Source organism: Cellulosimicrobium cellulans, from assembly GCF_042723955.1.
Lineage (GTDB): Bacteria > Actinomycetota > Actinomycetes > Actinomycetales > Cellulomonadaceae > Cellulosimicrobium > Cellulosimicrobium cellulans_H.
Genome location: NZ_JBHXIC010000054.1, coordinates 18538 through 30971 on the forward strand (window position 1 = coordinate 18538; position 12434 = coordinate 30971).

Genomic DNA, 12434 nt, shown 5'->3' on the forward strand with positions numbered 1-12434 from the left:
CGCGCCGGGGTCGACCCGTGCGGCGGGTCGCCGTGGCACGCGAGCTCGACGTCGACGCGTCCGTCGCGTTCGCGTGGGTCGCCGACCCGCGCACGCACCCGCGCTGGATCCCGCTCACCGTCATGGCGACCCCCGCCGCCCGCGGGCCCGAGGTCGGCGACCGCTTCACGATGGTGAGCGGACCGCGCGTCGGGCGCACGGGTCGCGGGTTCACGGACCGCATGGTCGTCGAGTCGCTCGACCGCCCGTCCGTCGCGGCAGGCCGGACCGGGACCACGCGCGTGCGCAAGCGGGGCCCGGTCCTGCTCGGCGACGCCGGGTTCGACGTCGTGCCGCTCGGCCAGGGCCGCTGCCGCGTCGTGTGGTGGGAGGAGGCGTACCTCGCCGGCCCGGTCCCCCGCGCGGTGACCGCACCGCTCGTCGGGCTCGCCCTGCGGGTGATGATGCACGTGTCGCTGCGCCGACTCGAGACCCGCCTGTCCGCCCACCGCTGACCCGGGTCGACCGACGCCAGGAGGGCCCGGGTCCGGCGCCTCCGCGGCCGCGCGCCTTCCCCGGACGCGCCGAACCCGGGGCCGCTCCCCACCCCCGGCTGCGGATGAGGAGCGACCCCGGGTTCGGCAGGGTCGGCGAGGTCAGGCGGTCGGCTCGTCCTCGACCGGGGCGTCCTCCACGGGCTCGTCCGACGACGCGGGGTCGCCCGCGTCGGACGCCGCGCCCGTCGCGACCGGGCCGGCGAGGATCAGGTAGAGCTCGCGGCGCGTGCGCTCGAGGAGCTCCCCCGCGGCCTTCGCCTGCTCGTCGGTGCCCGTCCGGGCGACCTGGTGGACCGCCGCGGCGACGGCCTCGACGCCCGCGCGCAGCTCGCGCCGCGCGCGCCCGCCGCGACCGGCGGCGTCGGCGAACGGGTCGCCGAGCTCGGCGGCGTGCTCCGCGACGTACGCTGTGCCCGCCTCGGTGAGCGTCGCGAGGCGGCGCCCGCCGTCGGCCGAGAGCTCGACGAGTCCCTCGTCCTGGAGCAGGTTCAGCGCCGGGTAGACCGCGCCGGGGCTCGGGCGCCACTGGCCCTCGCTCCGCTCGGCGATCTCCTGGATGACCTGGTAGCCGTGCATGGGCTGCTCGGCGAGGAGCAGCAGGACGGCGGCGCGGACGTCACCGCGACCGGCGCGCCCGGGGCCGCGACCGCGACCCCCGTGACGGCGACCGCCGTGGCCCGGGCCGAACCCGGGACCGCCGGGGCCGCCCGGCCCGAAGCCCGGGCCGAACCCGCGCTCGCCGGGCCCGAAGCCCCGACCGCCGTCGGCCGGGCCGCCGAACGCGCGGCCACCGCCGCGGCGCGCGCCGCCCCGACCACGGCCGGAGGGGCCGTCGCCGCGGAACCAGGCCGCGTCGTCGGGCACGGGCGGGAAGCCGTCGCGACGACGGCGGCCGGGCCGCGGCCCGGGGCGCTCGCCGAACGGCTGGGACATGTTCTGGACGTCGTCCGGGGTCCTGCCCCGGTGCTGGTGTGCGTAGCTCATGGGATGTGTCTCCTGTGTTCGTGGGGCTCCGGGTGATCCGCGGAGCGGTGGCGGGCCGGTGCGGCCTCGCGATGGTCGCGAGCCGCCTCTCGGGCTCAGCGATACGGTAACGATATATCGCTAGAATATCGCTGTCAACACCGTGCGCACGAGCGCGTCGTCCCAGGACGCGTCCGGGCAGCGGACGTACGCTGGCATCCAGCAGCCAACCGGCAGCCCACCAGCACCACCGGACGTCATCCCCCGTCCGGCCACCCCCCGGGCCGCACCACCCCGGCAGGCCCGGCTCCCGCGAGGAGGCGGCGATGCGCCCAGGCCAGCCCCGGCACTACCTCATGTGTCGGCCCACGTACTTCACCGTGAGCTACGAGATCAACCCGTGGATGGACCGGCGCACCCCGGTCGACACCCCGCTCGCGGTCGCCCAGTGGGAGCGCCTGCGCGACACCTACCGCGACCTCGGCCACACCGTGGAGACGATCGACCCCGTCCCCGGCCTGCCGGACATGGTCTACGCCGCGAACGGCGCGACCGTCGTCGACGGCCTCGTCTACTCCGCGCGCTTCACGCACCCCGAGCGCGGGCCTGAGGGCCCCGCCTACCTCAAGTGGTTCGCCGACAACGGCTACGTCACCCACCTCGCCGAGCACGTCAACGAGGGCGAGGGCGACCTGCTCGTGGCGGGCGACGTCGTGCTCGCCGGGACGGGCTTCCGCACCGACCGCGCCGCGCACGCCGAGGCCGCCGCGCTGTGGGGTCGCGAGGTCGTGACGCTCGAGCTCGTCGACCCGCGCTTCTACCACCTCGACACCGCGCTCACCGTGCTGCGCGGGGGCTCCGGCACGTTCCCTGCTGCCCAGGTGCCCGACGGCGACGCGCACCCCGGCCTCACGGGGTCGCCCTCCGTGGACGTCGTCTACTACCCGCCCGCGTTCTCGCCCGCGGCGCAGGAGGTGCTGCGCGAGCGGTACCCCGACGCGCTCCTCGCGACCGAGGAGGACGCCGTCGTGCTCGGCCTCAACGCGGTGAGCGACGGGGCGCACGTCGTGCACGCCCCACGCGCCGAGCAGCTCGCCGCCGCGCTCCGCGAGCGCGGTTACGAGACGCTCCCGGTCGACACGTCCGAGCTGCTGCGCGGGGGCGGCGGCGCCAAGTGCTGCACCCTGGAGATCCGCGAGATGGCCGCCGGGTCGGCCGCGACGTCCCGGAGCGCGTCGTGACCGCGCAGGACGTCCGCCCGGTCGCCGGCCCGGCGGACGAGGGTCCGCGCGACGCGCTCGCGCACAACTACCACCCCCTCCCCGTGACGGTCGCGACGGCCGAGGGGTCATGGGTCACCGACGTCGACGGGCGTCGCTACCTCGACTTCCTCGCGGGCTACTCCGCCCTCAACTTCGGGCACCGGCACCCCGTGCTCGTCGCCGCCGCGACCGCGCAGCTCGGCCGCGTCACGCTCACGTCACGCGCGTTCGACCACGACGTCCTGCACCCGTTCGCCCGCGCGCTCGCCGCGCTCGTCGGGCCGCTCACCACGGGCGGGCCGGACTCCCTGGTGCTCCCGATGAACACCGGTGCCGAGGCCGTCGAGACCGCGATCAAGACCGCGCGCAAGTGGGGGTACTACGCCAAGGGCGTGCGTCCGGGAGAGGCGACGATCGTCGTCGGCTCGGGCAACTTCCACGGCCGCACGACGACGATCGTGTCGTTCTCCGACGACGAGGACGCGCGTCGCGGCTTCGACCCGTACACGCCGGGCTTCCGCCTCGTGCCGTACGGCGACGTCGACGCGGTCGCCGCCGCGATCGACGACACGACCGTCGCGGTGCTGCTCGAACCGGTGCAGGGCGAGTCGGGCGTGATCGTGCCGCCCCCCGACTACTGGCCGCGCCTGCGCGCGCTCACCAGCGAGCGCGACGTGCTGCTGATCGCGGACGAGATCCAGTCCGGGCTCGGCCGCGCCGGGACGACGCTCGCCGTCGAGACGTGGGGCGTGCGCCCCGACCTCGTGACGCTCGGCAAGGCGCTCGGCGGCGGGATCCTTCCCGTGTCCGCGGTGGTGGGCCGGCGCGACGTGCTCGCGGTGCTCACCCCCGGCACGCACGGCAGCACGTTCGGCGGCAACCCGCTCGCGTGCGCGGTGGCGCTCGCGGTGCTGGAGCTCCTCGCGACCGGCGAGCCGCAGCGTCGCGCGCGCGAGCTGGGCGCCCGGTTCCACGAGCGGCTCGCCGAGTTCGTGGGCGCCGGGCTGCTCGACGACGTCCGCGGCCTCGGGCTGTGGGCAGGGCTCGACCTGGACCCGGCCCGCGGGACCGGCCGGGACCTGTGCGAGGCGCTGCTCGCACGCGGCGTCCTCGCCAAGGACACGCACGGTTCCACCATCCGCCTCGCTCCCCCGCTGACCATCTCCGCCGACGACCTCGAGACCGGGCTGTCCGCCCTGGAGGACGCGCTCACGGACCTTGCGCGGGATCGGTAGAGTCCGGAGGGTGACCACGCCCGAGCACACCGCCCCCGGTACCACCACCCTCGCGTCGTCCCTGGACGACCTGCGTCGCGCCTACGCCGACCTGCAGGCCCTGGGGCTGAAGCTGGACCTCACGCGCGGCAAGCCCTCGGCCGAGCAGCTCGACCTCTCCGAGGCCCTGCTCGCGCTCCCGGGCGAGGGCGTGCACACCGACGCCGACGGCACCGACGTCCGTAACTACGGCGGCCTCGACGGTCTCCGGCAGCTCCGGGAGATCTTCGCCGAGCTGCTCGGCGTGCCCGTCGAGCAGCTCCTCGCGGGCGGAAACGCGAGCCTCACGCTCATGTACGACACGCTCGCGTACGCGACCCTCTTCGGCGTCCCCGGGTCCGGGCGGCCGTGGGGTCGCGAGGAGAAGGTCCGCTGGATCTGCCCCGTGCCGGGGTACGACCGCCACTTCTCGGTGTGCGAGGCCCTCGGCATCGAGATGGTCACCGTGCCCATGACCTCCGACGGCCCCGACGCCGCCGCCGTCGCCGAGCTCGTCGCGAACGACCCCAGCATCAAGGGCATGTGGGTCGTGCCGACCTACGCGAACCCCGACGGGTCGGTCGTCACCGAGGAGGTCGCGCGCGCGCTCGTGTCCGTGCCCGCCGCCGCGCCCGACTTCCGCATCCTCTGGGACAACGCGTACGCGCTGCACCACCTCACCGACGACGAGGTCCGGAGTGCCGACGCGATCTCCCTCGCCGCCGAGGCCGGCCACCCCGACCGCGTGATCCTCTACGCCTCGACGTCCAAGATCACGTTCGCCGGTGCCGGCGTCGCGTTCCTCGCCTCGTCCCCCGCCAACGTCGCCTGGTACAAGAAGCACCTGTCGGCCCAGTCCATCGGCCCGGACAAGGTCAACCAGCTCCGTCACGCGCTGTTCTTCGGCGACGCCGACGGCGTGCGCGCCCACATGCGCAAGCACCGCGACATCATCGCCCCCAAGTTCGACGCCGTCACGGGCATCCTCGCCGAGCGCCTCGGCGACGCGGGCGTCGCGTCGTGGACCGAGCCGAAGGGCGGCTACTTCGTCAGCCTCGAGGTCGTGCCCGGCACCGCGTCGCGCGTCGTCGAGCTCGCGAAGGCCGCCGGAATCGCCCTCACACCGGCGGGCGCGCCGTTCCCCTACGGCAAGGACCCCGAGGACAAGGTCCTCCGCCTCGCCCCGACCCTCCCCCCGATCGAGGAGGTCCGCGTCGCGATGGACGGCGTCGCGACGTGCGTCCTCCTCGCCGCCGCGGAGGCCGCCGCGCAGTAGCCGTCGGTCCACGCCCCGGCCCCGCGAGACAGAACCTCGGTCGCGCGAGGTAGAACCCTGGTCGCGCGAGGTAGAACCCTGGTCGCGCGAGGTAGAACCCTGGTCACATGCCCGACGGCGTGTGGCTGGATGGGGTGGGCGGGGTGGGCGGTGGTGCCGCGTCTACCATCCGCCAGACCCGCCACGACGCGGCACCACCACCCACCCCGCCCTACGTCGTCTCACCCTGGTCGATGCTCACCCGGGCGACTGCCCGCGTTGTCTCGGGTTCTTCCGTGCCATGCCGTGTCGCCGCTCGGCCGCCGCGTTCTTCGCCGACTGAGCGCCGTCGCGTCGAGCAAGCGGTCTGGCGCGTCCTGCTTGCCTGACCCACCCTGGTCACCTGCTCGACCTGCCGAACCGCCTGCGCGACCTGGTGGAGACCGCCGTGGGTGGCAAGACCACCGTGGCGTGCGACCGCGATCCCGGGAGCGTCCGGGCCGCGCTGGGCGACCAGCCGTCGTCTGGCACTACCAAGGTTCTACCTCGCGTGACCAGGCTTCTACCTCGCGTGACCACGGTTCTACCTCGCGCGACCAGGGTTCTACCTCGCGGCAGGGCCTGACGAATCGCACTGGTCCTCGGGTACCGGTCCGGCGCAGGATGGAAGACGTGCGCGACCGATGAGTTCTGCCGGCCCCGACGGTCGGTGGGTGGGTGGCCCGGAGAGCCGGGCGGCTCGTCGGCAGCGGCGAACGACCATCCCGCGGAGGGGACATGACCGACACTGCACGCGGCGACCTCGCCGTCGAGGCACGCGGCCTCGTCAAGCACTTCACGACCGGGAAGTCCGTGACCAAGGCGGTCGACGGCGTCGACCTGCTCATCCCCGAGGGCACGGTGTTCGGCGTGCTCGGGCCGAACGGCGCCGGCAAGACGACCGCCGTCCGCATGCTCGCGACGCTCCTGCGCCCCGACGCGGGGACGGCGCGCGTGCTGGGCCACGACGTCGTGCACGACGCCGACAAGGTGCGGTCCGTCGTCGGGCTCACCGGGCAGTACGCGTCCGTGGACGAGGACCTCACAGGCACGGAGAACCTCGTCATGCTCGCGCGGCTGTACGGGTTCCTCGGCGGCACGGCGCGCGGGCGCTCGGCCGAGCTCCTGGAGGCGTTCGGCCTCGGGGACGCGGGCGACCGCCAGGTCAAGACGTACTCGGGCGGCATGCGGCGCCGCATCGACCTCGCGGCGAGCCTGGTCATGAGCCCGCGCGTGATCTTCCTCGACGAGCCGACGACGGGCCTCGACCCGCGCAGCCGCAACCAGGTGTGGGACATCGTGCGCGTGCTCGTCGCGGACGGCGCGACGGTGCTGCTGACGACGCAGTACCTGGAGGAGGCGGACCAGCTCGCCGACCGGATCGCCGTGATCGACCACGGCAAGGTCATCGCGGAGGGCACCGCCACGGAGCTCAAGCGGTCCGTGGGCGAGGGCGCGGTCCAGGTGCGGCTCGCGGACGCGACCCAGCGGGGCCGCGCTGCCGAGGTCGTGGGCGCGCTGCTCGGCACGGAGATCACGCTCGCGAACGACCCGTACGCGTTCACGGCGCGCGTGCCCGACGACGGCGCGGCCGACGTCGCGCGCATCCTGCCCGCGCTCGGGGACGAGGGCATCGTCGTGCCCGAGTTCACGCTCGGCCAGCCGAGCCTCGACGAGGTGTTCCTCGCGCTGACCGGCCAGCCCATGGAGGACGACGAGACGATCGAGGAGGTGGCCTGATGGCCGTCGACCCCACCACCACGGCCGCGGAGCTGCGCGCGCCGGAGGCGAACGCGCTGCGGGCCGCGGTCGCGCTCGAGCAGCGGCCCTCGCGCCCGTCGCCCGTGTCGGCGACCTTCACCTACACGTGGCGCGCGCTGCTCAAGATCAAGCACGTGCCCGAGCAGCTCTTCGACGTCACGGTCTCGCCGATCATCTTCACGCTCATGTTCACGTACCTGTTCGGCGGCGCGCTCGCCGGGGACGTGCAGAGCTACCTGCAGTTCCTCCTGCCCGGCATCCTCGTGCAGGCGGTGCTCTTCACGACGATCTACACCGGCTACACGATGAACACGGACATCAGCAAGGGCGTGTTCGACCGGTTCCGATCGCTGCCGGTGTGGCGGCCCGCTCCGATCGTCGGGGCGCTCCTCGGCGACACCGTCCGCTACACGATCGCGTCGGTCGTGACGCTCGCGCTCGGCCTCGTCCTGGGCTTCCGCCCGCCGGGGGGCGTGGTGGGGGTGGTCCTCGGGATCGTGCTGCTGCTCGTGTTCGCGTTCGCCCTGAGCTGGGTGTTCACCGCGCTCGGGCTGGTACTGCGCTCCCCGAACGCCGTCATGGGGACGTCGATGCTCGTGCTCATGCCGCTGACGTTCGCGTCCAACATCTTCGTGGACCCGTCGACCATGCCCGTGGTGCTGCAGCGGTTCGTCGACGTCAACCCCGTCACGCACCTCGTGACCGCGGTCCGTGGGCTCATGGCGGGAGAGCCCGCGACGGACGGGATCGTCTGGGTCCTCGTCGCGTCGGTCGCCCTGACCGCGGTCCTCGCCCCGATCACGATGCGGCTCTACCGCAACCGCAGCTGACCGGGGTCATCGACAGGGTTCTGAGAGCGGGACCGAGCCCGCGGGGCCGTACGGCCTCGCGGGCGCCGGCGCTCGCCGCGCTCAGCCGTCCTCGACCGCCGGCGCGTCGTCGTCGCACTTCTTCGTCACGACCATGACCGGGCACGCGGAGTGGTGCAGGACCGCCTGGCTCGTGGAGCCGAGCAGGAGCCCTCGGAACCCGCCCCGCCCGCGGGAGCCGACCACGATGAGGTCGGAGGCCGTCGAGAACTCCGTGAGCAGCTCCGCGCCCGTGCCGTCGAGGACGATGCGCTTGATCGTGAGCCCCGGGTGCTCCGCCTCGTGGCGGTCGATGATGACGTTGAGGCCCTCGGTGATGTCCGCGAGAACCTGCTCGTGGTCGATCGACGCGGGCAGCCACGCGAGGAGGCCCGCGCCGGCACCGACCGGGACGCCGGCGACCGCGACGAGCTCCGCGTCCCAGGCCTGGGCCTGACGGATCGCGTGCCGCAGGGCGATCTCCGCGGACGGGGACCCGTCCACCCCGACGACGATGCGCCGCAGCGGCTTCACCGCGGGCAGCTCCTGCGGCGCGCCCTCGGTGTCCTTCGCGTCGGTGCGGTACGGCACGACGACGGTCGGGCAGTGGGCGTGCGCGGGCAGCGCCGACGACACGGTGCCGAGCAGTCGCTCGGTGAATCCGCCCCGGCCGCGCGTGCCGACGACGACGAGCGAGTGCTCGCGCGACATCTCGACGAGCACTCCCGCGGCGTCCCCCGTCGTCACCGTGGCCGTGGTCCGGACCCCAGCAGCCTCGGAGCGGGCGCGCGCCTCCTCGAGGACGGCACGGGCACCCTCCTGGATGGCTGAGTCGTCGAGCGCCGCGTAGCCGCCGTCGAGCGATGCCGCCGTGAACGACGGCAAGGAGTAGGTACAGACGATGTGGAGCGGCCAGCCCACCTGCAGCGCGTACGCCGCGGCCCAGTCCAGAGCGTGCAGGCTCGGCGCCGAACCGTCCACGCCGACGAGGACGGATTCCGTGCGGGTCATGAGCGACTCTCCTCTCGACGGCCCGGTGCCATCGGACGACCAACCTAGCCGAGACCAGCCCGCTCGTCCGTCTGCCACGAGTCACGAATACGTCAAGAATGCCACGAACCCCGCCTCCTCGCGACGATGCGCGAGGTGACGGGGTTCGTCAGGCCAGTGACCGCTGGGGCCCTGAGAGCGTGGGCGATCAGGCCACGCGGATGAAGGTGGGGTTCGACTGCCAGATCTGACGGAACTGGACGGTCTTCCCGGGGCGCGGGGCGTCGATCATCATGTTGTCGCCCGCGTAGATCGCGATGTGGCCCGGCGTCCAGATGAGGTCGCCCGGCTGCGCCTGGTCGCGCGACACCTTGGTGCCGACGGAGCCCTGCGCGCTTGACGTGCGCGGCAGGCTGATGCCGACCTGCGCGTAGACATAGCTGGTGAAGCCCGAGCAGTCGAAGCCGTCGGGGGTGGTGCCGCCGTAGACGTAGGGGACGCCCACGTAGCGCGCGGCGATCGAGACGATGGTCGAGCCGTAGGCCGAGGCCGGGACGTCGACGGACGCCTCCTGCTGGGCAGGGGCCTCGGACTGGGACTGGCGCTCCTGCGTGCGGCTTGTCTGCGAGGTGCGGACGGGCTCCGGCTCGGGCTCGGGCTCCGGCTCGGGGGCGGGCGTCACCGTGACAGGCGCTGCGGCCTGCTCGATCGTGAACGCCGCGTCGGCCGCGACGGTCACCGCGGGGGCGGCCTCGAGGGCCTGACGGGCCTGCGCCGTGAGGGCGCTGAGGTCGACGGCGTTGAGCTTGCCGGACTCGTTGTCGACGGGGGCGGCCGTCGCCGGGGCGGCGGCACCGATCATCGAGACGATGAGGCCCGAGGACGCGGCGACGACGGCGGTGCGGCGACCGACGGTCGACATCTGGTCCGACGCGGCCTGGGCGATAGAGCTGAGTGGCGTCACGGGACGCCGCGCCGCGCGGTGGCGGGCGCGAGTCGTGCTCACGGTCACTTTGTGCCTCTCCAAGACGCCTGCGAGGTCAGCTGTCGGGTTCGGGTGGAAGAGTCACCCGGCCCGGCGGACCGAGGTCCGTCGGGCTTCACCCCAAGGGCGCTGTCTCCAGCACCCGGAAGTGGGTCCCCCGTCCCTGTCATCGGGTCGTCGTTGGCCTCGTGCGGTGACAGGGTTAGGCGTTCCGCGTGAGGACTCCCTCGGACGTGTCTTCCGATGGGAGCAGCACCGACCGTACAGGACGCCTCGGCAAAAGTCACGTTCCCATTACGAATCGATGCGCACGATCGCATCGTCGCAGGTCACGGCGGGTTTGCGAGTGAACGGACGGCTAGCCGCGGGCGACGAACAGGTGACGCGCGACGTCGTCGGGCAGGTCCAGGACGACCTCCGCGCCCTCGCCCTGCACCGTCACGCCGCCGTCCCCGGCCCACCGCACGACGAGCGTCCGGCGGGGCAGCACCTCGGCCTCCGCGAGCCGCGCGAGCAGCTCGACGTCGACCTGGATCGGCTCGGCGATCCGCTGGAGCACGACGCGCGCCTCCGCGCCGTCCCGCCCGTGCTCCGCGAGGAACACCGGGAGCGAGACGACCCCGTCGAGGAAGTCGACCTCCTCGAACTGCTCCCCCAGCTCCGGCAGGCCCGGGATCGGGTTCCCGTACGGGTCGAAGTGCGGGTGGTCGAGCAGTCCGATGAGCCTCGCCTCGACGAGCTCGCTCATCACGTGCTCCCAGCGGCACGCCTCGGTGTGCACGTACTCCCAGTCGAGCTTGATCACGTCGGTGAGCAGCCGCTCCGCGAGCCGGTGCTTGCGCATGACGCGCGTGGCCTTGTCGTGGCCGACGGACGTGAGCTCCAGGTGACGGTCGCCCGTGACGACCACGAGGCCGTCGCGCTCCATGCGCGCGACCGTCTGCGACACCGTCGGGCCCGAGTGACCGAGCCGCTCCGCGATGCGCGCGCGCAGCGGGACGATGCCCTCTTCCACGAGCTCGTAGATCGTCTTCAGATACATCTCGGTGGTATCGATCAGATCGGTCACGTCACGCTCCCAGTCGCTCGTCGGCTCGGGGCGCCCGGTCGTCGTCGCCACGGGGCGCCTGCCCGCACCGGCGGGCCGCTGGGGACAGTCTATGGCGAGCCCGTGACCCGGCCCGGGGGCGGCGCGGGAGAACCCGTGGTGCCCGCCCGGACCGGACGCTCCGGCACCCGTCCGCGACCCGGTGACCACCGTCGTGCGCGTTCGCGGACGCGGCTCCCGGCCGACGGACCACGCGCGTAGGGTGACGGCGTGCCTGATCCCGCCACCGCCCCGATCACGATCCCCTCGGACCTGCTGCCGGCAGACGGCCGCTTCGGCTCCGGGCCGAGCAAGGTCCGCGCCGCGCAGGTACGCGCGCTGTCCGACGCCGGTGCGTCCCTGCTCGGGACGTCCCACCGCCAGGCGCCGGTCCGCTCGGTCGTGCGCCGGACGCGCGAGGGGCTCGCCGAGCTCTTCGCGCTGCCAGAGGGCTACGAGGTCGTGCTCGGGAACGGCGGCTCCACGACGTTCTGGGACGTCGCCACGGCCTGCCTCGTGCGCTCCAAGGTGCAGCACGCGGCGTTCGGCGAGTTCGGCGCCAAGTTCGCCGCCGCGACGTCGGCCGCGCCCTTCCTCGAGCCGTCGCAGGTGATCTCGGCCCCCGCCGGGTCCGTCGCGCTGCCCGAGCCCGCCGACGACGTCGACGTGCACGCGTGGCCCCACAACGAGACCTCGACCGGCGCCATGGCGCCGGTCCGCCGCGTGCCGTGCTCGCGTGAGCGCGGCGCGCTCACCCTCGTGGACGCGACCTCGGGCGCCGGCGCGCTCCCGGTGGACGTCGCCGAGACCGACGTCTACTACTTCGCGCCGCAGAAGGTCTTCGGGTCCGACGGCGGCCTGTGGCTCGCGCTGTGCTCGCCCGGCGCGCTCGCGCGCGCGGACGAGGTCGAGTCGAGCGGCACGCGCTGGGTGCCGGAGTCCCTCTCCCTGCGCACGGCGGCGGCCAACTCGCGCCTGGACCAGACGCTCAACACCCCCGCGATCGCGACGCTCGTCATGCTCGCCGAGCAGATCGAGTGGATCCTCGGCAACGGCGGGCTCCCGTGGGCCGCAGCCCGGTCGGCCGAGTCGGCCGCCCACCTGTACGGCTGGGCCGAGGCCCGCGAGTGGGCGACGCCGTTCGTCGCCGACCCGGCGCAGCGGTCCACCGTCGTCGGCACGATCGACCTGGACGACGCGATCGACGCGACCGCCGTCGTGGCCGCGCTCCGCGCGAACGGGATCCTCGACGTCTTCCCGTACCGCAAGCTGGGCCGCAACCAGCTCCGCGTCGCGATGTTCCCGGCGATCGAGCCCGACGACGTCCGCGCTCTCACCGCGTGCGTCGACCACGTCGTAGCCCACCTCGCCTGATTACTGGGCGCCGACCACGCCCCCCACCCCGCGTCGAGCACGACATGAGGGTCGCTATGAGCTCCATAGCGACCCTCATGT

11 protein-coding genes and 1 riboswitch are annotated in these 12434 nt (G+C 73.7%); of the genes, 7 read left to right on the forward strand and 4 right to left on the reverse strand.

The genetic code is table 11. The features are described 5' to 3' along the window. The first annotated feature begins 17 nt into the window (after positions 1–17). Positions 18–494, forward strand: a complete 477-nt coding sequence (locus tag ACFWH7_RS14430) for an SRPBCC family protein (protein ID WP_378217196.1) — start codon at positions 18–20, stop codon at positions 492–494. Between the two features lie 141 nt (positions 495–635). Here ACFWH7_RS14430 and ACFWH7_RS14435 read toward each other — a convergent pair whose 3' ends face one another. After that, complete coding sequence (locus ACFWH7_RS14435) at positions 636–1520, reverse strand: PadR family transcriptional regulator (protein ID WP_378217197.1); 885 nt, start codon at positions 1518–1520, stop codon at positions 636–638. Positions 1521–1825: 305 nt separating this feature from the next. Between ACFWH7_RS14435 and ddaH the strand changes: the two genes are divergently transcribed. The 5 genes from ddaH to ACFWH7_RS14460 all read left to right on the forward strand — a co-directional run bounded on the left by ddaH (position 1826) and on the right by ACFWH7_RS14460 (position 7899). After that, positions 1826–2740: a dimethylargininase gene (gene ddaH / locus ACFWH7_RS14440; RefSeq protein ID WP_378217198.1), complete on the forward strand. Its 915-nt coding sequence runs from the start codon at positions 1826–1828 to the stop codon at positions 2738–2740. After that, a complete protein-coding gene (gene rocD, locus ACFWH7_RS14445) occupies positions 2737–3996 on the forward strand; it encodes an ornithine--oxo-acid transaminase (protein WP_378217199.1) in 1260 nt (419 codons plus the stop codon). The genes ddaH and rocD overlap by 4 nt, the downstream gene beginning before the upstream one ends. 10 nt (positions 3997–4006) lie before the next feature. Then, on the forward strand, positions 4007–5290 hold the full coding sequence (locus tag ACFWH7_RS14450; protein ID WP_378217200.1) for an aspartate aminotransferase type Ic: 1284 nt from the start codon (positions 4007–4009) through the stop codon (positions 5288–5290). Between the two features lie 756 nt (positions 5291–6046). After that, positions 6047–7048, forward strand: a complete 1002-nt coding sequence (locus tag ACFWH7_RS14455) for an ATP-binding cassette domain-containing protein (protein ID WP_378217201.1) — start codon at positions 6047–6049, stop codon at positions 7046–7048. Further along, positions 7048–7899 (forward strand): ABC transporter permease, encoded by an 852-nt coding sequence (locus tag ACFWH7_RS14460; RefSeq protein WP_378217202.1) that lies wholly within the window; start codon positions 7048–7050, stop codon positions 7897–7899. The genes ACFWH7_RS14455 and ACFWH7_RS14460 overlap by 1 nt, the downstream gene beginning before the upstream one ends. 81 nt (positions 7900–7980) lie before the next feature. Here the strand turns inward: ACFWH7_RS14460 and ACFWH7_RS14465 are convergent, their stop codons facing one another. From ACFWH7_RS14465 to ACFWH7_RS14475, 3 genes are all read right to left on the reverse strand, one after another. Next, positions 7981–8928: a universal stress protein gene (locus ACFWH7_RS14465; protein WP_378217203.1), complete on the reverse strand. Its 948-nt coding sequence runs from the start codon at positions 8926–8928 to the stop codon at positions 7981–7983. Between the two features lie 187 nt (positions 8929–9115). Further along, entirely contained in the window at positions 9116–9919 is an 804-nt protein-coding gene (locus ACFWH7_RS14470) for a C40 family peptidase (RefSeq protein ID WP_378217204.1), read from the reverse strand. A gap of 2 nt (positions 9920–9921) precedes the next feature. After that, a riboswitch (cyclic di-AMP (ydaO/yuaA leader) is annotated at positions 9922–10082 on the reverse strand. 168 nt (positions 10083–10250) lie between these two features. Beyond that, positions 10251–10961 (reverse strand): metal-dependent transcriptional regulator, encoded by a 711-nt coding sequence (locus ACFWH7_RS14475; RefSeq protein WP_378217207.1) that lies wholly within the window; start codon positions 10959–10961, stop codon positions 10251–10253. A gap of 249 nt (positions 10962–11210) precedes the next feature. Between ACFWH7_RS14475 and serC the strand changes: the two genes are divergently transcribed. After that, complete coding sequence (gene serC, locus ACFWH7_RS14480) at positions 11211–12353, forward strand: phosphoserine transaminase (protein ID WP_378217205.1); 1143 nt, start codon at positions 11211–11213, stop codon at positions 12351–12353. The last annotated feature ends 81 nt before the right edge of the window (positions 12354–12434 follow it).

Coding starts and splice junctions, on each gene's coding strand:
- ACFWH7_RS14435 (WP_378217197.1), bottom strand. CDS start 1,520: ATGAGCTACGCACACCAGCACCGGGGCAGGACCCCGGACGACGTCCAG.
- ACFWH7_RS14455 (WP_378217201.1), top strand. CDS start 6,047: ATGACCGACACTGCACGCGGCGACCTCGCCGTCGAGGCACGCGGCCTC.
- ACFWH7_RS14465 (WP_378217203.1), bottom strand. CDS start 8,928: ATGACCCGCACGGAATCCGTCCTCGTCGGCGTGGACGGTTCGGCGCCG.
- ACFWH7_RS14460 (WP_378217202.1), top strand. CDS start 7,048: ATGGCCGTCGACCCCACCACCACGGCCGCGGAGCTGCGCGCGCCGGAG.
- ddaH (WP_378217198.1), top strand. CDS start 1,826: ATGCGCCCAGGCCAGCCCCGGCACTACCTCATGTGTCGGCCCACGTAC.